This is a genomic window from Lacihabitans soyangensis, from assembly GCF_024343775.1.
GTDB lineage: Bacteria > Bacteroidota > Bacteroidia > Cytophagales > Spirosomataceae > Leadbetterella > Leadbetterella soyangensis.
In genome coordinates, this window is record NZ_RJUF01000003.1 from 109,185 (window position 1) to 131,218 (window position 22,034).

General features: G+C 36.3%; 17 protein-coding genes. 4 read left to right on the forward strand and 13 right to left on the reverse strand.

Annotated elements, in window-relative coordinates:
* Positions 1-104 precede the first annotated feature (104 nt).
* Both EGI31_RS02505 and EGI31_RS02510 read left to right on the forward strand, forming a co-directional pair.
* Complete coding sequence (locus tag EGI31_RS02505; protein ID WP_255035557.1) at positions 105-2,183, forward strand: molybdopterin-dependent oxidoreductase; 2,079 nt, start codon at positions 105-107, stop codon at positions 2,181-2,183.
* A 91-nt stretch (positions 2,184-2,274) separates the two neighbouring features.
* Positions 2,275-2,739: a DUF4190 domain-containing protein gene (locus tag EGI31_RS02510; protein WP_255035558.1), complete on the forward strand. Its 465-nt coding sequence runs from the start codon at positions 2,275-2,277 to the stop codon at positions 2,737-2,739.
* 85 nt (positions 2,740-2,824) lie between these two features.
* On the opposite strand, the gene EGI31_RS02515 is transcribed toward EGI31_RS02510, so the two are convergent.
* Together EGI31_RS02515 and EGI31_RS02520 are read right to left on the reverse strand one after the other, a co-directional pair.
* On the reverse strand, positions 2,825-3,214 hold the full coding sequence (locus tag EGI31_RS02515; RefSeq protein WP_255035559.1) for a hypothetical protein: 390 nt from the start codon (positions 3,212-3,214) through the stop codon (positions 2,825-2,827).
* Positions 3,215-3,235: 21 nt separating this feature from the next.
* A complete protein-coding gene (locus tag EGI31_RS02520; RefSeq protein WP_255035560.1) occupies positions 3,236-4,858 on the reverse strand; it encodes a S41 family peptidase in 1,623 nt (540 codons plus the stop codon).
* A 320-nt stretch (positions 4,859-5,178) separates the two neighbouring features.
* Here EGI31_RS02520 and EGI31_RS02525 point away from each other — a divergent pair, with 320 nt between their 5' ends.
* A complete protein-coding gene (locus EGI31_RS02525) occupies positions 5,179-5,778 on the forward strand; it encodes a hypothetical protein (RefSeq protein WP_255035561.1) in 600 nt (199 codons plus the stop codon).
* Between the two features lie 46 nt (positions 5,779-5,824).
* On the opposite strand, the gene EGI31_RS02530 is transcribed toward EGI31_RS02525, so the two are convergent.
* Positions 5,825-6,688: an SDR family oxidoreductase gene (locus tag EGI31_RS02530; RefSeq protein WP_255035562.1), complete on the reverse strand. Its 864-nt coding sequence runs from the start codon at positions 6,686-6,688 to the stop codon at positions 5,825-5,827.
* Between the two features lie 117 nt (positions 6,689-6,805).
* On the opposite strand from EGI31_RS02530, the gene EGI31_RS02535 reads away from it, so the two are divergent.
* Positions 6,806-7,201 carry a winged helix-turn-helix transcriptional regulator gene (locus EGI31_RS02535; RefSeq protein ID WP_255035564.1) on the forward strand — a complete coding sequence of 132 codons (396 nt, stop codon included), beginning with the start codon at positions 6,806-6,808 and terminating at the stop codon, positions 7,199-7,201.
* Positions 7,202-7,327: 126 nt separating this feature from the next.
* Here EGI31_RS02535 and EGI31_RS02540 read toward each other — a convergent pair whose 3' ends face one another.
* The 10 genes from EGI31_RS02540 to EGI31_RS02585 form a co-directional block, all read right to left on the reverse strand.
* A complete protein-coding gene (locus EGI31_RS02540) occupies positions 7,328-8,356 on the reverse strand; it encodes a polysaccharide deacetylase family protein (protein WP_255035565.1) in 1,029 nt (342 codons plus the stop codon).
* A 100-nt stretch (positions 8,357-8,456) separates the two neighbouring features.
* The gene (locus EGI31_RS02545; RefSeq protein WP_255035566.1) at positions 8,457-9,077 is read right to left on the reverse strand and encodes a hypothetical protein; all 621 of its coding nucleotides are present in this window, start codon (positions 9,075-9,077) and stop codon (positions 8,457-8,459) included.
* 62 nt (positions 9,078-9,139) lie between these two features.
* A complete protein-coding gene (locus EGI31_RS02550; RefSeq protein ID WP_255035567.1) occupies positions 9,140-9,541 on the reverse strand; it encodes a hypothetical protein in 402 nt (133 codons plus the stop codon).
* A gap of 428 nt (positions 9,542-9,969) precedes the next feature.
* Positions 9,970-10,689, reverse strand: coding sequence for a 3'-5' exonuclease (locus EGI31_RS02555; protein ID WP_255035568.1), 720 nt, complete (start codon positions 10,687-10,689; stop codon positions 9,970-9,972).
* A 13-nt stretch (positions 10,690-10,702) separates the two neighbouring features.
* Positions 10,703-11,647 (reverse strand): quinolinate synthase NadA, encoded by a 945-nt coding sequence (gene nadA / locus EGI31_RS02560; RefSeq protein ID WP_255035569.1) that lies wholly within the window; start codon positions 11,645-11,647, stop codon positions 10,703-10,705.
* Positions 11,648-11,652: 5 nt separating this feature from the next.
* Positions 11,653-12,552 carry a hypothetical protein gene (locus EGI31_RS02565; RefSeq protein ID WP_255035570.1) on the reverse strand — a complete coding sequence of 300 codons (900 nt, stop codon included), beginning with the start codon at positions 12,550-12,552 and terminating at the stop codon, positions 11,653-11,655.
* Positions 12,553-13,027: 475 nt separating this feature from the next.
* Complete coding sequence (locus tag EGI31_RS02570) at positions 13,028-14,833, reverse strand: tetratricopeptide repeat protein (protein WP_255035571.1); 1,806 nt, start codon at positions 14,831-14,833, stop codon at positions 13,028-13,030.
* Between the two features lie 373 nt (positions 14,834-15,206).
* On the reverse strand, positions 15,207-16,781 hold the full coding sequence (locus tag EGI31_RS02575; RefSeq protein WP_255035572.1) for an Ig-like domain-containing domain: 1,575 nt from the start codon (positions 16,779-16,781) through the stop codon (positions 15,207-15,209).
* Positions 16,778-18,640 (reverse strand): tRNA uridine-5-carboxymethylaminomethyl(34) synthesis enzyme MnmG, encoded by a 1,863-nt coding sequence (mnmG, locus tag EGI31_RS02580; protein WP_255035573.1) that lies wholly within the window; start codon positions 18,638-18,640, stop codon positions 16,778-16,780. The genes EGI31_RS02575 and mnmG overlap by 4 nt, the downstream gene beginning before the upstream one ends.
* Before the next feature lie 55 nt (positions 18,641-18,695).
* Entirely contained in the window at positions 18,696-21,995 is a 3,300-nt protein-coding gene (locus tag EGI31_RS02585; protein ID WP_255035574.1) for a DUF4175 family protein, read from the reverse strand.
* Positions 21,996-22,034 lie beyond the last annotated feature (39 nt).

Here is a 22,034-nt window from a genome sequence, read left to right on the forward strand (position 1 = left end):
GCATGAAATTAGGGAAAAATAAGCACTTGTTTTCTTGAATTTTACTTTTAAAACTATAAATCCCGAAAAATCACTAATTTGCTAAACTATCAACCTAAAAATCAATGGAAACGCATTTCAGAACTTGCAATCTCTGTGAGGCCATGTGTGGCTTGAAGATTACTCATCAAAACTCAGAAATACTGAAAATAGAAGGTGACTTTGAGGATAATTTTAGCCGAGGGCATATTTGCCCAAAAGCCAATGGCCTGAAAGATATTTACTTAGACAAAGACAGACTGAAATTTCCAATAAAAAAGACTGAAAATGGTTGGCAACAGATTTCTTGGGACGAAGCCTACAGTTTGGTTGTAAGCAAAACTAAGGAAATTCAGGAAAAATATGGACGTGATGCCATTGGTGTGTACCAAGGAAATCCAACGATTCACAACCTTGGTACCACTATGTTTGCTCCTGATTTTTTTAGGTTGTTGAAAACCAAAAATATGTTTTCGGCTACTTCCACTGACCAATTGCCACATCATTTTGCATCGTGGCTGATGTACGGCCACCCGATGCTTTTGCCTGTACCAGATATTGATCACACCGATTATATGCTTATCATCGGAGGAAATCCACTCGCTTCAAATGGTAGCATGATGAGTGTGCCCGATGTAGCACACAGGCTCGAAGCAATCAAAAATAGAGGTGGAAAATATGTGGTTGTTGATCCCAGAAAAACAGAAACAGCCAAACACGCTTCTGAGCATTTTTTTATTAAACCCAATACCGATGCCTTCTTTTTGATTGCCTTGGCGAAAGAAATTTTGGCCATAAAGAATCTCGAATTGGATGAATCAAAATTTACTGGATTAGACCAACTGAAACAGGAAATAAATAATTTTAACCTGAATGACATTGAACAAATAACAGGAATTTCAGGTGAAACAATAAGAACAATTGCGAATGATTTCTGTAGTTCACCGACAGCAGTTTGCTATGGAAGAGTCGGTGTATCTACACAAGCTTTTGGCGGTGTTTGTCTCTGGCTGATTAATGTTATCAACATTATTTCGGATAATTTCGACAAAAAAGGTGGAGCAATGTTTACGCTGCCAGCCATCGATTTTATTGGAAATGCAAAACCCAAAGACAGGTTTTCGAGATGGAAAAGTCGCGTGAGTGGATATCCTGAGTTTATTGGAGAATTGCCAGTGGCCGCATTGGCTGAAGAAATGTTGACCGAGGGAGATGGACAAATAAAAATGTTGTTTACCAATTGTGGAAACCCTGTTTTGTCCACATCTAATGGTGTTCAACTAGAAAAAGCCCTAGAAACGCTCGAGTTGATGGTCTCTTTTGATATCTATCTTAACGAAACCACCTGTCACGCAGATTTAATTCTACCACCAGCCACCGGACTAGAAAACCCACATTATGACCTTACTTTTCATGTGTTGGCCATTAGAAATACCGCCAAATATAGTCCTCCGCTTTTTGAAAAAGCCGAAGGAGCAAAGTATGATTGGGAAATTTTTCAAGAATTACGAAATCTATTTTTAGGCGAAAATCAAACAATAGTTCCACCAGAAGTAAAACTAGATTTGGGTCTAAAATTCGGCCCATACCAACTTTCGATGGATGTTTTAAAACAAAATCCGCATGGTATAGACCTCGGAGCATTGAAACCCATTGCCGAAAATCGTATTCAACAAAAAATAAATCTTTGTCCTGATATATTGGCTAAAGACCTCTCTCGATTACAAGAGGCTAAACATGAATTATTTGCAACGGATTCTAAACAATTTTGGTTGGTTGGTCGCCGACATTTACGAGACAATAACTCTTGGATGCACAATTCTGCAAAACTCATGAAAGGCAAAAACCGATGTACGCTTTTAATTAACCCCGCAGATTCAGACTTTTTGGGTTTAAAAGACCACGAAACCGTTGTGGTGACATCAAGAGTTGGTCAAGTGGAGATTCCTATCGAAATTACTGACGACATTATGCCTGGTGTAGTGAGTATGCCGCATGGATATGGACACCATAGAAAAGGTATAAAACTAGACGTTGCAAAGCAATATGCTGGGGTAAGTATAAATGATCTTTCTGACGAAAAGGTAATTGACCAATTAACTGGAAATTCGGCTTTTAGTGCTGTTAGAGTTAGCGTATTTTCATTACTTGATTTGAAAAAATAAAACGTCATTGGTAATTAATTACCTTAGAATAAGTTTTGTGATGAATTACATTTAGTGTATACCAAATTCACTTTTTTAGCAAAAAAATCCTATGGCTATCAATAACAAATATCTCATTTTATTCACTCTTTTGGGCATCATTTTCCTTTCACATTTGTCTTTTGCTACAACAGAAACTTCTGTCCAAAACCCTGTAAAGCTTGATTCGCTTTTCAATGTGCACAGTACAGCTGGTTTTGCAAGTGATAGCACAAATGTCAAGAAATCTGAATATGAACCATCATCCGTTATTGGGTTCTCTTTTTCCTTGGCAGCTATTTTATCTTGGGGATTTTCCTTTTTTCGTGCTCTAGCTCAACTACAGCTAATTTTTAATCCTGTCCTTCTGGGTATTGTTGGTCTTCTGTTTAGTATAATTGCTTTAGTTAGAATCAAGAAGAACAAACGAAAAGGAAAAAAACTTGCCAAGGCTGGAATTATTCTAACTATTCTTCACGCTCTAGGCTTAGCGGGTTTCATCGTTCTTTTGATGATTGCTTTTAGTGGCCACAATTAAGGCATTTTATACAAAATCGCATTCTTAACTTGATGAATAACAATTGAATAAAGAAAATATAATCGATTCTAAATGTCGAATCCTGCTACGCCTTTTCTCTTGCTAGAATAAAGCATAAAATACCCAGCAAAAATGTGATGGGGGTGGCTATGTATTTTTCAAGATTGTTAATTGCAAAAAGGTTTCCTATTGTGTTTAAGAAGAATAAAAATGTCATTATCCATAATAGGACAGTAATGATTTTAGGAGGAATTTTTAGCTTCAAATATCTTGATTTTACCAATACTACAACAATAAAAAATGCATTTAAAATAATGGAAAATGTCTCAAATACAAGCATTTCCTGTTGGTTTTTTAGCCTTCCGCCCCAAACATTTTCAAAAGGCACCCAGCCAATCAGAACTGAGAAATGAAAAACAATTGTCAAAACAAAAATGACTATCAGGCCTATTTTTATCGAACGATTCTTTGTCATTTCTCAATTCTTTTATTAAAATCAAAACTTACTCATTCCTATTTTTATCATACTGTCGTCTTGATTGATAATCTGGTAAAACTCATTGGTAAGGCCACTTTTCTCGTTGTTTTTCCAAACATTTCTAGCAATCAGAGCCTTTACGTGCGTTTTTATAAATTCTTTCGATTTCTGGTAATCCTTTTCTGAGAACTTTACCTGGTTTTTTGCCCCTATTGCTTTCATATCAGAGAGCATTTTATCGTCGACTTGGAAATTTTTAAGGTAAGTATCAAAACCCATTGCTTGCAGCTTTGCAGTGTTTTGGACGGTGTAGTTCAAACTGTATTCCCTAAAGATGTTTTTGGCAAACATATCCACCAAATACCCCGTATAGTAGCTGGTGTCTTGTGGCACAAATACGTCCGGTGTTACACCACCTCCGCCATAAACTGTCCTGCCACCTTTGGTTTTGAATTTCAGTTTTTGGTTAGACTTTATGCTGTCTTTAACAAAAAGTTCTTTGCTTGCGTATCGGTTGTGCATGTCTTCCATATAATCTTCAGACTTGCCAAGTTCGTAGGGTTTTTGGATACTTCTACCGCTTGGAATGTAATATCTTGAAATGGTCAAACGCAACTCAGAACCATCCGAAAGTTGGATAGGTGCTTGCACAAGGCCCTTTCCGAATGTTCTTCTTCCTACAATAGTCGCACGATCAAAATCTTGCAAGGCTCCACTCACAATCTCGGAAGCCGAAGCACTGCCTTCATCCACCAACACTACTATTTTTCCCTTCTCAAATATGCCCGACTTTGAAGCTTTTACTTCGTAATTATTTGACCGATCTTTTCCTTTGGTATAAACTATGACATCATTTCCGCCCACCAACTCGTCCACCATATCTGTGGCTCGGTCCATATATCCACCTGGATTTCCTCTCAGGTCAATCATCAACTGGGTCATTCCCTTCGATTTCAAGGATCCCAAATGTGCCTTAAACTCATCGTAGGTGGTTTCGGCAAAGCGATTCACTTTTATGTAACCCGTTTTTTTGTCGGGCATCATGTAGGCGGCATCTATTGAGTATGTTGGTATTTTGTCTCTTTTTACATTGAAAGATAAAAGGTTTTTTGTTCCTTTTCTTTTTATGGTCAACTTTACAATAGAGTTTCTAGGACCTCGAAGGCTTTTAAAAACAACATTGGAATTCAGATTTTTTCCAGTTAGGTTAACCGTATCGGCTTTGAGAATAATATCGCCTGTTTTAATTCCAATGGCTTCTGATGGACCTCCAACCAAAGGTGAAACCACAAAGAGCGAATCATTAAAAATGTTGAACTCCACTCCTATTCCGTCAAAACCATTGTGCAAATCTGCACTGGCCAGCTCGGCATCTTGTGGTGGTAAAAATGCAGTGTGAGGATCCAATTTTTCAAGCATTTTTTCTATGCCATACTGCGAAAGCGAGTCGATGTTTACTTCATCCACATAGCTTTTGTTGATGTGCATCAGCACTTCTTTAAAAACTGAGCTTGTGCCGCCAGCATTCGAAATAAAGGTCTTCTTTCCAAAAAAAGTTGCTCCCAAGAATATCCCCAAAACCAACGAAACCGCTACCGCAATGGGTAAAATTATTGACTTTTTATCGTTTTGATAATTCATTTAATTTTATGACAATTAATACATTTAAGAACGCAAATTACCTAATTTTTTGTCTAAACCAGTATTTTAAAGATGCGTTTACAAGCCATTTAATCAAGATTTGCATTTTTTTCAAAACAAACATCTATATTTTCAAATGAAACTTTTACCTTTAGAATACATTTTGTAGACGGTATAGAAACGTTAGAGCCTAAAATAAGTTTCAGCATCGAACGTTTTATCATCTAAAAAATCTGGCAGTTTTCTGTCTATATTCTTTTGAGAATCAATCGAGACGGATTTTTGGCTAGCAACAGTGCTTTATTACCCATAAATTTTTTGTGAAAAAAATCTTATATACACTTTTAATCCTGATTTTTTCATTGGAAGGAATTGGCCAAATCTCGTATCGTACCAGATACCAAAAGGCTATTTTTCTCGAAACCTTCGCAGTTAGTCCCATTTTTTCTTTGAACATGGATCATGCGGTTAATCGCCGAATGAAGTCTTTTACTGATATCCGTTACGGAATAGGCTTTGTGCCTGGGTCAAAAAATAGAGATAGATTTGGTTGGAGCGATAATGGACTTTCTTTGCCCATGTCAGTTACACAAAACTTTTTGGTAAATAATCTCAAACGAAGAATTAAACAGCGGGTTTCGTTGAAATGTAAATCCACTCCATCTAAAATATCAGTTGAGTGGTTTGCTGAAGTTGGAGCTGCTTATACACCAGTATTTTATGGAATTTCAGAGCCTAGACATAATTTTTCGGGAATTATTGGCCTTCGTCAACAAGTTGTTTTTGATATTCCACCTAAACCCAAAGTGGTTTTTTTGAAAGTTCAATATACCCCTAAATATTACAAAGGAAGTTTCTCTTGGAATCCAATAACTGGCTCAACCAATATTTTTGGGATGAGTTTAGGGTTTTCGATATAAAAGGGAGATTTCCACACAAGGTATGTGGAAATCTATTTTATCAAAATTAAAGTTTGTACGCTTCTTTCAAGAAATCCTTAACTGATGTCGGTTTTCTTCCCAAAAACTTCTCTAAAGCATCATAAGGCTTATCAAAATCGTTGTTTTTCATGCCCAATGCAAAACCAAGTGACATTTGGATAATAGGCTCTGGCAAACCAAACTGCTTTAAAGTTTCAACAAAAACTTCTGGCTCTGGGCTGATGTAAGGTACATTTTTACCCGAAAGTTCAGACAAGGTACTGGCGACCTCGTCGAATGAATATGCCACGGCTCCTGTAAGTTTATATGTTTGGTTTTCGTGTCCATGGCCTAACAAAATATGGGCAGCTGCTTCACCCAAATCTTTTCTGGTCGCAAAGGCAACTTTTCCCTCTCCTGCCGGAAAAAATACCCCCGTTTCTGTTACATTCTCACCCAAAAACATAGGTAACACCTCGGCATATAGTCCATTTTCAAGAAATGTGTACTTAAGGCCACTCGCCTTTATGTAGTCTTCGGTGAGATAATGGTCCTCCAAAAATGGCTTCAGTGGTGATGTCTGGATATCATTCATACTTACGCCTGTGTAAAATATGTGTTTTACTCCAGCCTCTACAGCGGCATCAACAGCATTTTTGTGTTGCCCAATACGGTCATTAAAATCGTTTGAGGATATCAAAAGTAGTTTTTCGACATTTTGAAATGCTGTTTTAAGGCTTTCTTTACTATGATAATCTCCCACCCTAATCTCTATTCCTTTTGCTGCTAAATGCTCTGCCTTTGAGGGGTCTCTCACCAAAGCTGCTATCTGGTTGGTTGGCAAGGTCTCTGCCAGCTTTTCAATCACAATTTGCCCAAGTTGTCCGCTTGCTCCTGTTACTAGTATCATTTTTCTGTTCGTTTTAATTATTAATGTCCAAAAGTATATTACATTTGCTATATAAAATATATCAGTATACTTTAGTATAGCGATATCAAAAAGTATAGTTATTTGATTATCAGCGAGATGAAATTCTTTGAAAAACTCGAAAACGTAAAGAAGTGTCCGGTATCCTATGTTTTGGCAGTCCAAGACACTCTAAATGCATTTCACGGAAAATGGAAAATGCCCATCATAGGCACCCTCCTTTTTGGCAAGAAACGATTTAAGGAAATAGAAAGGGAAATAAGCAAAATAACCCCCAGAATGCTTTCTCAAGAACTCAAAGACTTGGAAGTAAATGGCATAGTGACTCGCACGGTTTATAACACCACACCTGTGACTGTAGAATACGAACTCACGCCTTCTGGCCGAGAATTGCACCTAGTGATGGAGTCTATGATAACCTGGGGGCTGCAACATCGCCAAACTAATATCATGGAAAGCTTGCCAGCATTGAATATGGGTAGACGGAGTGCCTGAGGGTGTTTAAATATTGTAGGTCGGTACCTAAGGTCAGACCTGTCTAAAATTCATGCTTTATCCGAATGTGTTTCTAGGCTTTATCCTTTTTCAGGTCCGGCCTGCGGTACTTACCTTACTCTTGAATTACCTCTGATTGCTTATGTCAGTCACATATTTTGGTGTTTCTGGGTCACCTTTGAAGAAATCACCTGTTTTGCCTTGTGAAATGGCCCAGCGGTCAAGCCACGAAATGCCGCACCTACCAAATTTTGTTATGGGTGTTTTATAAGCTTCATCGGCCATTGTTTGGTCCATTGAGGTAAATTTATAGCCGTTTTTGGTATATATTTCGGCTAAAGCTTGGATATAATCTGCATTTAGAAGGTTGGCGTGAATCAGCAATATTTGTGGAATTTGTCTACCAAAAAGTGCATGAGACATCTTTTCGTAGTAAAATATCTTTTGCTCCATGTAGCTGATATAGTCTTTTCCTATCGTTTGGGCTAAAACCGTATCTTTCTTTATCAAGGCTTTTTGGTAGGCATTTGCAAAGAGGTAATCTTCGTTATCAATAGTAACTGGGGCGGTGATATAATTGTGCTTTTTGAGGAAGTTTTCTAAAGAATCTGCCCGATTTTTGGTAGCTCCGACATGCAAAAATGGATGCCTGAAGTACTTCATTTCCTTGTTGTATTTGCGAAGCAATGCTTTGGTGATTTTCTCTCCTTTCAGTATTTTGGCCATATAATCACTAAAATCCACATTGTTGAAATCTTTGTGGAATAGCGTATGATTGCCCAAATCCATTCCATATTTCAACCATTTCTCGAGATTCGCCTTTTTAAAAGCAATGACTTTCCCTTTGGCATCATACATTTTACCTTCGTTTACAAAACCAATGGCCTGTATATCATACTTTTTTAAGCCTGATAATAATTTGTCTGTGATTTGATTATGAAATTCAGGCGTATTTATTCCGTAATTCACCACAGGGAGGTCATCAATGCTGAAACAGACTTGCTTTTGTTGGGCAAATAGTGGGTTTGTGGAGAGAATTAGGAGAGATAGTAAGGTTTTTAGTGTTTGCATTTTCTTTCTAATGGAATTGGTTTTCCTAATTTTCTCACGTTTTCTGAGCGTAATCAGATAACTATCGGTACGCTTTAGTGACATATAAAGGAAACATTCTTCGTACAACTAGGTTTCTGTGGGTTTCGCCCTCTTTACCAATTTAAGAAGGCATACAAACGCTATTACGAACCAATTATAAATGTTAAAAATCCTTTTTTAGCAATCTAGCTTTTCTTATTGAATCTAAACCTCCCTCTTCTACTGAATAGTCTAGTAATCTAGAAAAATTTTCAAACAAATTCATTTCATCTATTTCTTTATTTTTTACTACATCAAAAATACATTCATTAAGTACTTCGCCATTTTTCAAAATATTTACTTTTAATATTCCAACTTTATCACAAGGTATGATGTAGCAGTAAAAATTATCTCTAATACGATTATAACAAATATTGCTTTTTTTGTGAATAACTTGAATATCAGGTTTCTTTCCGAAATAAAAAATCTTAAGTGCCCCATTGAGTTCGCAAATTTCATTTGAAAAAAAAACATTATGACCCATTTTCTTCAGAATGGGAAAATAGAACGAATGATTGATGAGCATGTTATTAATTCCAAAAAACTGTTTTACGATAACTCCATTAAGCAAGGACGTATCTATTTTTTCTATATCAAATGATAAAGAATAAGCTTCTCCCAAAGAATCTACCTTCAAAAGATAAGATGTATAAATAGGCTTATCTGGGCATTCATCATCTTGTTTGTTTTCTGAATCTGAACGGCAAGAACTTAAAATAAAAACAAACAATATTAAATATTTCATTTAGAATAATTTCAAAACTTAACCCTTTTTATAAACTCCATATCAGAACTCTTGTTATTTTATCATTTACATTTCTTTAATTTTTCAATTGTGTTAACGTATTTAGAATAGTATAAGTTATATCTATCATAGTCTGTCCGTGACAGTAAACCAATTGATTCCTTCGGGTTTACTGTGTCACAAAATACTTCAATTTTCAAATTGTTAATATACAAACTGTCTGAAGGCTTAAAGCAATGAGTTGGATTTAAAATACTATATTTTTTTCTTTTGTATTCAAATTCAACAATAACGGCTGATCTGGTTTTAGAATACTCGGTAACCCCTGTTATTTGACCAACAATTATTCTTCCATTTTGCAAACGTTTTTTATCCACATTAGCTTTTTGTAAATAAAAAAAAGCTACCAATCCAGACAAAAGAGCTATGGATATAATCATCTGTATTTTGGGGTTTATCCTCATTTTTTATAATTTGAATTTAAAATTTAAATCGTCCTCGCAAAATACCATTTTCGGAACTTTTGATGTGTATTATTTATATTCCTTCTTTTCTTGGGAGTGAAACCTAAATAACGTCGGTTCGTACTCAATTGCCTTACTAAAGCTGGCTATTTCCTATTTATTTTATTACAGATGAATTTTCTGCAAATGAAACAAATAGTTATCGGGTGGCTCGACACTCCCACCTACAAGGGAAATATCCTTCACACAACAGGTGCTAATCGCTGTGCGAAGGATCCGACCTTCGTACGTGTGTATTTCGGTCTTTGACCGAAGTGAAACAGAAAGAGAATTTTGTTACAAGTCATAATTCCTTTCTTTTTAATACATTTTGCCAACATTCTCAGGTCCGACCTGTGGTACTGACCTTATCTGGTTAATTTTCAATCTTATACCCTATAAATACTCCCTTCCTCCAAAATGTCCCTCCCATTCATTTTGAGGTATAATTGTGCTAGGACTACAACGTCTTCGCGGCAATATTCGGCTATTTTGGAGAGGTTTTTTTGGTGGTAATAGTTGGGGTTTACTTCTGAGCCATCCATGAGGCTTTTGGAGCCTGGGATGTCGAAAACTGAGGCGAGCAGGTCGAGTGAGGTATAGTTTTTATAGTCGCCAAATTTCCAGAATTCAAGGGTGTCTATGTGCATTACTTCCCATGGCTTTTTGCCGGTTATGTCTAAAACCGCAGGTAATTTTATACCATTGATGAGCATCCGTCGGCACAAATACGGGAAGTCAAACTCTCGGCCGTTGTGGGCACAAAGTATCAGATTTCCTTTGGCAGTGTGTTCTTCCAAAAGGTTTTTAAATTCGAGCAACAATAGTTTTTCATCAGTATTGACCAAAGTTTTGGCTCTGAACTTGGTGTCTTGCTCATAAAACCCTCCTACCCCAATGCATATCACTTTCCCAAACTCGGCGTAGATGGCCGCTCTTTCGAAATACAAATCCTCAGGCTCTAGCTCACCCTCATTTTTGAGTTTGCTAGCTTTTCGTCTCCAATGGTCTTTAAGCCTTTCGGGCAACTCCGAAAAGTTTTCTGTAAGCGACACTGTCTCGATATCGAGAAAGAGTATGTTTTTTAGTTGTAATGGGCTCTGTGACATGCTTTTTTGTGTTTTATAACCCAAACCTAGCCGAGATCTCCAACATGCGATCTATGGCTGCTCTGGCGTCTTTTATGGTTTTTTCTGGTAAAATAATCTCTGGGGTTTCGTCTTTCAAGCAATTATAAAGTTTCTCCATGGTATTGAGCTTCATGTGCGGGCAATCTTGACATGCTTGACATGCACGACCGTCTTTAGAAGTTGGTGCCACGTGGAACACTTTATCTGGAGAAGCTTTCTGCATTTGGTGCAAAATGCCTGATTCGGTGGCTACTATGAATTCTTTTTTCGGGCTGTTGATGGTATATTTCAATAATCCTGTGGTAGAACCGATGTATTCTGCAAGATCTAAAACTGGTTTCTCTGATTCTGGGTGGGCAATAACGCAGGCTTCAGGATATTTTTCTTTCATATCCTTCAACATTCTCGCTGAAAATGCCTCATGAACCATACACGCTCCGTCCCAAAGTATCATGTTTCGGCCAGTTACCCGGTTGATATATCCGCCCAGGTTTTTGTCTGGTGCAAATATGATTTGTTTGTCGGCCGGTACGCTTTCCACTATTTTGATGGCATTGGTACTGGTACAAACTATGTCCGTGAGTGTTTTGAGTTCTGCTGAACAATTGACATAAGAAATCACGACGGCATCAGGATAATTTGCTTTGAATGCTTTGAACTTATCAGCAGGAGCAGATTCTTCAAGCGAACAGCCTGCATTCATATCTGGCAAAACGACTTTTTTGTTTGGCGAAAGGATTTTGGCAGTTTCTGCCATGAATTTTACCCCAGCAAAAACTATCAAATCAGCTTCAGTTTTAGCGGCTTCTTGCGAAAGTCCCAAGCTATCACCAATGTAATCGGCCACATCCTGAATGTCGGCTGTTTGGTAATAATGTGCTAGTATTACGGCGTTTTTCTCTTTTTTAAGTCTGTTTATCTCTGCTACAAAATCCATCTTTATTATTTACAAGTATATTTAAATGTTGCTACGTTTATGATTTGACCATCTCTGTTAAAGCTGGTTTCCTTTATGCAATTGTTATTTGCGTCGTACTCTTTTACTTTTCTGTTTGCCAGTTCGTTTCGGTAATAACTTAGCACCTCGGTTTGATTTTTGCCAGTGTAATTGTATTCCAAACGATAATCTTCTTGGTTGTTTTTTGTGAAAGCCATGACTTTAATTAGGTTGCCATCTGCATAGTCATAGATGCTGTAACTCTCCAAAATACCGTCAAGATAATTTTCAGAACGGGTCATTTTATCTTCTGAATTGAACTGAAATTTCTCGGTCTTTTTTACTTTACCTAAGAAGTCTTCATACTGGTTTTCCACAACTTTTCCAGATGTGGATAGTATCTTTTTCTCACTGGAGAGTATGTTGTTTTGGGCATCATATTTCGTGATAGACTCTGTATTGGCATTTATTTCTGAAATATGTTTTGCCGAAATAGAACCGTCTTCGTTTAGAAAAACCTGCTCTAATTTATTGTCTAACTTAATGGCTCTGTTGGTAACTTTACTTTCTTTTGACTCTGATTCACTCAAAAGGTTACCTGCATTGTCATACGTTTTATTGACAGTTCTTGTGAGTTGATTTCTAAAAAAATAATCTGTTTTTACTGGTTTGTTTTTGGCATTATACTCATGACTAACACGAGAGCTTACCCCTACTCCATCGTAATACTGAATGGTTTCTTTAGAAAGTATATTATCGAATTTATCGTACTGAATCAATATCTTGTTAATCGGCTGATTATCCTTTGTCAAGAGCATTTCGGTCATCAGACATTTATTGCTCTGAGCAAATGATAAATTGTTTAAAAGCAGAGAAGCAAATAATATTTTGATAGAATTGCTCATTCAGAATCTATTTTTTTTCAAAGATAATTACTGACATCCGACTAAAATCAATTTCATTAAAAAATATACCCGCAATAGTCAAAGTCAATCTTCAAATCAAAAAACACCATATATTTCACTGGCGTCACCTCGCCGGTGGGGCCTTCATTTTTGCCAGTCGTGGCACCGTTCGAAAAAAAACGAATCGGAGTGGCGTACCACCAAAAAAAACAGCACCCAGCAAACTCACGCACTTAAAATTCTCTTAGTAAGTAGTTTATGTATAAAATATTTTCGAAAGAGAATTTTAATTGCGTTCAAACAGTGCTGGCTGATATAATGAACCATTTTTATTTATTTTTAATCGTTTAACAGAAATTGAAAATGTGATATTGACTTCTTGAAAATTTAATTCGAACAAAGTTTTATTGATTTCTATTCAAGTATTTAAATGATAATACGTATAGTTATCAACATATAAAACATTGTTAATGAATTAATTAACAATATCTCCACGCAATTCTCTGAAACGAATTCTTGACTGTGCACCATAAATACTACCTGGATAATCTTTAAGCAATTGTCTGTAGTATTCCATGGCTTTTTCTTTATCCTTGATGTTTTCTTCGGTTATTTTGGCCAAAGTAAACAAGGCATCGTCAGCCAAAATATCGTATTTGTAGTTTTCTAAAATACTTTTCAAATCTGCTACGGCCTCATCTATCCTATTGATTTTCAGTAAGGTATTTGCCTTTAGCCAAAGAATTTCGTCCGCCAAACTATGGCTTTTATACTGTTTGAAAAGCTCATTTAGCTTAACAACACTCTCCTCGTATCTATTTTGGAATATCAGTAAGTCTATTTTAGAAAAATCAGCCATAGCCACTTCAGAAGTATCCAAACCTGTATTGTCCTGAATCAAAAGACTCAGCTGCATTGCATCGTTCGATATTTCTCTGGTTGTGGCTTTCTTGAGAACATCCAATATTTCTTTGGAAAGTTCAAACTGACCTGTGTAATATTGAAGTTTTGCATTTTTAAGCTTGGCTATTTCACCCAAATTGTCCTCTTTCTGCGACTTTTCCACTTGCATGTACAATAGTGTAGACTCCCAAGGCTCATCTTTAAGAATATAGATATCTCCAAGGTCGAGTTTGCACTGATCCTTGAATTTTTGGTTGTTTCCAGCCCCTGCAATGGCCGATTCGAGTATCTCTATGGCCTTGTTGTGGTCTTGTAAATAAAAGGCGTTTAAAAGGGCCATATTGCGTAAAGCGTCAACTGTTTTGGGATTGATGCCCACATCTACAATCATCTGTTGATATTGATTGATCAAGTCCTTAATCTGTTGATTATCAATAGGAAAAGTAGTTTTTACCAACTCTTCTTTGCTCTGAATCAACCACCTACGAGCATAAGGATACAGTTCGCCGTCGGGATATTCCTCCATTATGTACTGATACATTTTGGAAGAGTTTTTGAAATCTTTGGCGTTAAAACTCTGACCAGCAAGTTCGAATACCTTGAAGCCATTGAGTTTTTCACGTCTATCTAAGGCACGAGCTTGTATAAACGCACGGGCATAGTCTGCTTTTTGGGTAAAATGCCAGATCAGAATTTCAATATTAAAAGTTTCGTTGGGTTCTGCTTGAATTTTAGCGTAAAGCATTTTTTCGAGCATATCTATCTCCTTATCGCTTTTAATGTTGTCTTGAATGGTAGCCTGTACATACGAGTAGTTCTTGCTCCTCTGGCCAAAGCCAAGCACCTCTTCGAGCATCTTATCCTTTTGGTCTAGATAGAGATATGCTCTGGCCAGCTGCGTATCGAATTTGAACGGATCTTTACTTTTAGTTCTGGCAGTGAGCAATAGTCGCACTGCAAAATCTATTTTATTGGCTTTATAGAAGAAATTCTGTAGCTCATACACATAAGCGTCCGTTTTTGAGGCTTCCTCTATGAGTTTATCGTACTCTTGGTTCGCTAGGTCTGTTCTGCCGGATATTTCAAACAATTGAGCCAAATCTGCTCTATAAGACAACAGATTACTATTGTTCTTAATCTGTGTCTTTAAGAATTTTTCAGCTGAGGGTATGTCTTTCAACTTAATCATAGTGACTAGATAATCATTGTGGATTAATCTGGCTTGATCTTTATTGTTGCTGAGCTTCTTGTATATTTCCGCGGCTTTGTCGTACTCTCCTTGCTTATAATACGTGTTCGCTAATTCCATTTCTTGTGCAGCCACAGAAAAACAAACGGCGAGCCAAATGAAAATAGTTTTTCTTATTTTAGAATTCATATAATATAAAAGAAGATTATTAATATAAATTATTGTTATTAATTATTATGTCTGTGAATAAGTGGAATACTTTATTTGGTAAATATAAATGTTTATTTCTTAAGTTTTCTGTGGATAAGTTATTCCTTTATCCACATATAAACGCTTGTTTTTAAGTTTTTTAGCTTTGAATGTTAATTTATTATTAAATTTAATTAACAAGTTTATTATGCTTTTTGATTGTTTGATTCCTGTTAGTAATTTTCTCTAAGTTGTTAGTTATATTCTTTTATTGGTTATTGTGACAATATATTCTTGAAACTATGTTTTTAACTTTGATTACCCACGCTTTAATCCACATTTATACGAGGTTTTACACAGGCTTATCCACATGTTACTCTATTTTTTGATCTTTTAGTTCAAAATTTGCTCTTACACGAATTGATTCCTTACTTATTAACACTCTTTCGGGTAGTTTTAAAGTTTTAATATTTCCTGGATCCCAAATACCATTCTGGTTTTCATCAAAAATTATTTTAACGAGGTATGAGCCGGGAATGATATTTTTAAAATAAAATTTATTTGTGAATACTTGTGTATCGGTTACTAAGCCAGAATCTTCATTTATCAATTGTGCAATTTTTGTGCCTTTGTCTGTTATTGTATTTCCTTCCATGGTTCCTAGGTCGTCTGGGCCTAGGATGGGATTTTTTATTGCAAAGATGGAATTGGTATCGCCCTTATAATTTTCAAGGATGTTGGAAGGAAATATTATCTCAGTTTGTTGCTTGGCTTTGGTAGTTAGGCTGACTTCAAGATTATTTTTGGATATCCATTTATAATTTGGTTTTTCAATTTGTAACGTGTCTGTTTTGAAAATGACCTTGGAAGAATCAAATCTAGTTATGGGATATTGAAATAGAAAATTGAATTTTAAGTTTTTGGTGAGTTCTTGTCCATTTTTAATATTACTGTTAGCAGTGAAGCTTTGTATTTTTCTTTTAGTTTTTAGAGGTGATGAAAAATAGATCTTTTGGCTGATGGTGTCGGAAATATTCAGTGAATCGGTAAGAATTATTTGTGTTAATGTGGTATCTGTTTTGGGTGAAGAAAGTTTGAAAACATTTATGTTCAGTTTATCATAATTATAGACCAAGGCACTGTCCTGAATATTTATACTCGCAGATTTAATAGGTTTGTCTAATTGTAATACAAACTCACTTTCCCTACTTATACTTTTTTTGATTCTGTTTTTTGTAAAGTTAGCTGAATAGGTTTCGAGTGTGTCTATGGTTTTATTTTGATTTAAGACAATGGAGTCTTTCTTGAATGCAATGTTTTCATTTTTTTGGTCATATAGGAGATTTTGATTTTTATCCGTAAAGGCCATCAAGAAATATTTATCAGCTTTTATGTTTTCAAATTCATATTTACCTGAAGAATCGGTTTTTATAAAGTAGTCTGGTTTCTTTTTGCCGAATGGTATAGTGTCTTTCTTGTAAAGTCCTACAAGGGCGTCTAAAACAGGCTGCTTGTTCTGTAGGTCTATTATCGTCCCTGTTAGCTTGAGAGAGTCTATTTCTGGGCCTGTGCTAAATACTATCTTGAGGTTTTTACTAGGGTTTCTTTCGCTCAAATCTTTAATACCATTTCTGAAGTTAAATGTGTAGGTGGTACTATCAGCGAAGTCTTTATCAAAGATTAGTTTAACGTTTTTATCCTTTTGTTTTATAACGTACAAGGAATTGGGATCAGGAATAATAAGGAGCTCTTGTTTGAGTGCCGTTATATCTATGTACTCATCGAATTCCATGTTAATTGTCCTCCCCTTGAAGTTTTTGGTTTTTGAGACAGGATCTGAACCCAATAGTTTTGGTTCTGCTTGGTCGGTGGGTCCGCCTGTTGGTGGAACAAACTGAGCACAGCCATAAAAGATGTAAGATATGAATAGAATTATTAGGTATCTCATCGTCCAAGGTGAAGCATAATAACAGATATATCTGCAGGTGAAACTCCGCTTATGCGAGAGGCTTGTCCCAAAGTAATGGGTTTTAGTTTTTTTAATTTTTGTCTGGCCTCTATTGAAATAGACTTCAAATTTTCGTAGTCAAAATCTGGATTGATTTTGAGGTCATCAAACTTGGTAAGTTTCTCGGCAAGGAGTAATTCTTTTTCTATGTATTTTTCGTACTTGATTTTTATTTCAGTTTGTTCTAATTCGTCTTTGGTATATTCATTTACTATACTTTCAAAAACGCTATTTCCAATTTTAACATTTTCTATATTCAATTCTGGTCTTTTCAAGAGGTTGTAAAAAGTTGTTTTTTCTCTGATACTTGCCGAGTTATGAGATTCTAAAAACTCGTTTATCTCGTTAGGGTTAATTTTTGTTTCTCCTAAAATTTTATATAGCTCCTCTGATTTTTCTATTTTCTTTTTGACATTTGTTAGTCTTTCATCAGAAGCTAGACCAATTTCGTGGCCTTTGGCTGTTAGTCTTATATCGGCATTGTCCTGTCTTAGAATTGTTCGGAATTCTGCTCGGGAAGTAAACATTCTATATGGTTCTTCGGTACCCTTGTTTACAAGATCATCTATTAATACACCTATATATGCTTCATCACGTTTCAAGATAAAAGTATCAAGTTCGTGTGATTTTCTATGTGCATTTATACCGGCCATTAGTCCTTGGGCACCTGCCTCTTCATAACCAGTAGTACCATTTATTTGACCTGCAAAAAATAGATTTTCTATGATATGAGTTTCAAGCGTTAGTTTCAACTGAGTAGGTGGAAAGAAATCATACTCTATGGCATAGCCCGGACGTAGCATTTTTATGTTTTCAAACCCAGGAATTTTACGTAAGGCAGAAAATTGGATTTCTTCTGGAAGTGAGGTTGAGAATCCATTTACATACATTTCTATGGTTGTTCTTCCCTCGGGTTCCAGAAATATTTGGTGACTATCTTTATCGGCAAATCGGTTTATTTTGTCTTCGACTGATGGGCAGTAACGTGGACCGAGTCCTTGGATACGACCGTTAAACATAGGGGATTTATCGAAACCCTTACGGAGTTCGTCGTGAACACTGAGGTTTGTGTAGCTGATCCAGCAGCTGTTTTGGTTTACAAGCTTTGGTGTATTTGTGTATGAGAACTTCTCTGGATTTTCATCGCCTAGTTGTTCTTCCATTGCCGAGTAGTTCACAGTACGAGAGTCTACTCTTGGTGGAGTTCCTGTTTTCATTCTACCAGATTCGAAACCTAGGCTTATTAATTGTTCAGTAATTCCAAATGCTGCCGATTCACCCGTGCGTCCACCACCGAAGTTTTTTTCACCAATGTGTATTTTGCCATTTAAGAAAGTACCATTTGTCAGGACTACAGATGTCGCTTTTATTTCTAAACCTAGTGCAGTTTTAACGCCGATTACTATATTATCTTCAATCAAAAGACCAGTAACCATTTCTTGCCAGAACGACACATTTTGATTCTTTTCGAGTTTATCTCTCCAGTTTAATGCAAACTCCATCCTGTTCGATTGACACCTAGGTGACCACATTGCAGGACCTTTTGAGCGATTGAGCATTCTGAATTGTATCATTGTCTCGTCAGATACTATACCCGACATTCCTCCTAGTGCATCTATCTCACGTACTATTTGTCCTTTTGCGACTCCTCCCATTGCTGGGTTACAAGACATCTGTGCTATGGTTTGAAGGTTCATAGTTATAAGTAAAACTTTTGAACCCATTGTGGCGGCTGCATGAGCGGCTTCACAGCCGGCATGTCCCGCTCCTACTACTATTACATCGTATTTTTCGAACATATATATTTGTGTTTCACGTGAAACATGCACGTAATAGTTTCACGTGAAACATTTATTAATTGATTCTTTTGAAATAACTATCTGTTTGTTTTTTATAGAAAGGCGTAAAGTTTGGAGGTGTAGTTCTTAGTAATTCCACCTGTTTTTCTTTTTCCTTTCTGAACTTTTCAAGGTCTGGTGGGCTGACACGATTAAATGTAACACCAGTATTTGATTTACGTTTCGCGTCTAACTCTTGTTCTTTTATAGCTTTTTCGGCTTCAAGAAGTCTGATTTCAATTTCCTTTTGACGCTTAAGTAGATTAGGTGTGATACGTTTGTTTACCAAATCGTTTTCACTCTCATCCATTTTCTTTTGTATTTCTTCAAGGTTATTACCCATTTTTTTACCTTGCTCAGTACCATTCATTTGCTCCTGTAGGTCTTTCAACTGTTTTCTGATCTTCGCTTGCTCGTTGGCTATTTTGGCTAATTCCTCAGACATCTGTTTTCCGCCTTGACCCGATTGTCCCAGGCCTTGAATTTTTTTGTTAAGTTCCTGTTGTTTTTGGCCCATGCCATCACTTGGAGCATTGCCATCTTTTCCACCTTTTCCAGAGCCTGGCATAGACATGGCCATCATTTGTTGCATTTGTTTAAAGGTATCTCCCAACATCAAGGCTAGATTATTCATCGATGTCATTGAGAATTGTTGTTTGGATGCGGCCTGTGGTGTTTTACGCTCTTTGATGAATTTCACAGACTCGTCAATGCTATTTTTCATATCCGTTACTTCTTTGGTTATGAAAGATTCTATTTGCATTACACGTTTGGCTAGTGAGTAAAGGGAGTCTTCTACTACTTTTGCATCGTCAGAGATTTTCAATTGTTCCTGCGAGAGAGAGACAAACCGAGGGTCAGAAACCGAAATTGATCGGAAGTTTTTCATTACTCTTTCTTGGTCATGTGATACTTTTAGAAGGTTTTCCAGAATATCTCTTAAGGCATCTATGTCAAGGTCAAGTTGTTTCATCTCTCCTTCTTGCATGCTTTCGGCCATTTGAGCTGCCATGTTACGCATTGATTTCGAAGCCTTCTTTTGAGCCTTACTAGCGGCTTTGTTATCTTTGTTCTCCATCTCCTTTTGAGCTTTTTTCTGCTCTTCAGAGACTTCTTTTTGGTCTTCCTTTTGTGTGTCTACATCTTTCTTAAGTTCTTTACTCAGTTTTTCTATGTCTTTTAGTTTTTCTTTTTTCTCCTCAAACTCCTTGTTTAGTTTTTCTTGTTCCTTCTTTAGTTCTTCGTTTTTTGGCGATTCTTTGTTTTCTTTATCGGTTTTTTCAGCCAACTCTTCTTGTTTATCAGCAAGTTTTTCTAGTTCTTTTACCGTCTCTTGTACTTTTTGTTTAAGTTGTAAATCTTTAAAGAGCTTCATGGTGCGGTCTATCTCCTTATCTATATTTCTTTGGTCTTTTTTGAAGTCATTCATTTTATCCAAAGATTTTTCATTAAGCTGTTCCTCCATCATTTTTTTCAGATCTTCTAATACTTTACTTTCCTCACTTTTCATGAGTTCGTCTAGCATCTTTTGTAGGAGATCCATTTTCTGCTGTAATTCTGGACTTTGTTTGTCAAACCTATTTTGCTTTTCTTTGAGATCTTCTAATTGTTTTTGAAGATCTTTAAGTTCCTTCATCATTTCGTCTTTCTTTTTCAACAGATCCTCAAACTCTTTTTTGTCTTGAAAATCCATTTCTTTTTTCTTCTTTAAATCGGCTTCAAGGTTTTCAAGAGCCTTTTTAAATTCCTTGGACTTTTGAAGTAAATCCTCAAACTTATCTTCTGTTTTTTCTATTTGTTTTTCTACCTCTTGGTCAAACTGCTGGGCTGTTGGCATTCCAAAAACCATAGTACCCGACTTAGTAGATTTACGGCCATTTACGCCATCGTTGTCAGTAACTTGGAGATAATATTCTAGTTTATCACTTTTTTCTAAGCCAAGATTGTTGATGTTTACTTGATAAAAGAATGTTTGTGAAAGAGATGTTTTGTTGAATGGAATATCTACTGCCTTAAAGGGCGTATTGCCCGATTTGGTGCGGTACATAAATTTAAAATCAGAAAGGCCGTAATCATCTGTTATGCTCCCTCCTATTCCGATATAATTGTAAAGACTGCTGTCTTTTATTTGTTCAAAGCTTATCTGCGGGTACTTGTCAGGTATTACATTGATGTAATAAGAAATTTTGTCTGCGTTGGTGGTAGCATTTTTGTTTTTTAGGAGTACCTCGTAGTTTTGGGACTTTGCAAATCTTTTTTGAAAGTTGAAGTCTGTTATTAGACCTTTAGAAACTTTTAGAGGTTTTGAGCCTTCAAAAATTACATTCAATGAATCGGCTTCGTCAGTTTTGAATTTCCACTCCACAACGGTTCCTTCTGGCACTATGAGGTTACCAACGTTGTCAAAATCTTCTGAAGTTTTGTTTAAGTAAGCTGGATATTTTAGCTGAACATTGAACGACAATAAACTTGGCCTGGCTATCATACCGAGCTTGAAAGTGTTCGAAGTAAATCCGCCCGCAAGAAAGTGGAATTCGGTTTCTTCCTGAACTTTGGAAAATACGAAATCAAAGTTTCTTGGGTCTTTGAGGTTCATTTTGTATTTTCTGTCATTATAGACTAGGAATACATCTTCAGGAAGGGAATTGCCTATCAGTTTCAAGTTTAGTTGATAGTCTTCGTTTTTTACTGCTTGTAGATTTTTGTTCAAGATTTCGAACTGAAATGGAGCAGGCTCGGCGAAGTTGCGTTTGAAATATACGATACGTTCTGTACTCTTGAAAAAGGATGGAGCTATCGCAGAGATTAATAAAATTGCCAGTAGTGGTGGCAATGCATATTTAAGATATTTTTTGTTTTCCTGTAGATTTATGGCATCTGCAAATTTGACCAACTTAAGTTCTTTGGTTTTCTGTGCGATGCTGGCTTCTAAAAGTGCATTATCGGCATCAGAAAGTCCGTTCGCAAGCTGTAGTGTATTTAGAAGCTTATCTTTGATATTTGGAAAAAACTGACCAATTTGTTCTGCGGCAGTTTCATCAGATATGGGCTTGTTTATATTCAGTAAATAAAAAAGTGGTTTTAGAATATAGAAAAACAGCGTGTAGGCCGACACCCCTATAAAGCCAACCAGCAAGATGGCCCGAAAGTTAGAGCTGAATCTTCCGAAGTATTCAAGAAAATTGACAACTATGTAGGAAACCAGAATAAGGGAAAGACCAATAAGGGCTCCTTTCAAAAGTAAATTTTTGTAGTATTTACTTTTAAACTCTGATATCTTCTCTAAAAGGCCTGAAAACTCAATGTTGTTTTTCATAAAATATTGAATATCAATAACATATAGAAATATTTCTAT

Excerpts from the sequence above, each read along its gene's own strand:
- EGI31_RS02520 (WP_255035560.1), bottom strand. The coding sequence starts at position 4,858 with ATGAATTATCAAAACGATAAAAAGTCAATAATTTTACCCATTGCGGTA.
- EGI31_RS02515 (WP_255035559.1), bottom strand. The coding sequence starts at position 3,214 with ATGACAAAGAATCGTTCGATAAAAATAGGCCTGATAGTCATTTTTGTT.
- EGI31_RS02530 (WP_255035562.1), bottom strand. The coding sequence starts at position 6,688 with ATGATACTAGTAACAGGAGCAAGCGGACAACTTGGGCAAATTGTGATT.
- EGI31_RS02535 (WP_255035564.1), top strand. The coding sequence starts at position 6,806 with ATGAAATTCTTTGAAAAACTCGAAAACGTAAAGAAGTGTCCGGTATCC.
- EGI31_RS02570 (WP_255035571.1), bottom strand. The coding sequence starts at position 14,833 with ATGAATTCTAAAATAAGAAAAACTATTTTCATTTGGCTCGCCGTTTGT.
- EGI31_RS02545 (WP_255035566.1), bottom strand. The coding sequence starts at position 9,077 with ATGAAATATTTAATATTGTTTGTTTTTATTTTAAGTTCTTGCCGTTCA.
- nadA (WP_255035569.1), bottom strand. The coding sequence starts at position 11,647 with ATGGATTTTGTAGCAGAGATAAACAGACTTAAAAAAGAGAAAAACGCC.
- EGI31_RS02565 (WP_255035570.1), bottom strand. The coding sequence starts at position 12,552 with ATGAGCAATTCTATCAAAATATTATTTGCTTCTCTGCTTTTAAACAAT.
- EGI31_RS02550 (WP_255035567.1), bottom strand. The coding sequence starts at position 9,541 with ATGAGGATAAACCCCAAAATACAGATGATTATATCCATAGCTCTTTTG.
- EGI31_RS02575 (WP_255035572.1), bottom strand. The coding sequence starts at position 16,781 with ATGAGATACCTAATAATTCTATTCATATCTTACATCTTTTATGGCTGT.
- EGI31_RS02585 (WP_255035574.1), bottom strand. The coding sequence starts at position 21,995 with ATGAAAAACAACATTGAGTTTTCAGGCCTTTTAGAGAAGATATCAGAG.
- EGI31_RS02510 (WP_255035558.1), top strand. The coding sequence starts at position 2,275 with ATGGCTATCAATAACAAATATCTCATTTTATTCACTCTTTTGGGCATC.
- EGI31_RS02540 (WP_255035565.1), bottom strand. The coding sequence starts at position 8,356 with ATGTCACTAAAGCGTACCGATAGTTATCTGATTACGCTCAGAAAACGT.
- EGI31_RS02505 (WP_255035557.1), top strand. The coding sequence starts at position 105 with ATGGAAACGCATTTCAGAACTTGCAATCTCTGTGAGGCCATGTGTGGC.
- EGI31_RS02555 (WP_255035568.1), bottom strand. The coding sequence starts at position 10,689 with ATGTCACAGAGCCCATTACAACTAAAAAACATACTCTTTCTCGATATC.
- mnmG (WP_255035573.1), bottom strand. The coding sequence starts at position 18,640 with ATGTTCGAAAAATACGATGTAATAGTAGTAGGAGCGGGACATGCCGGC.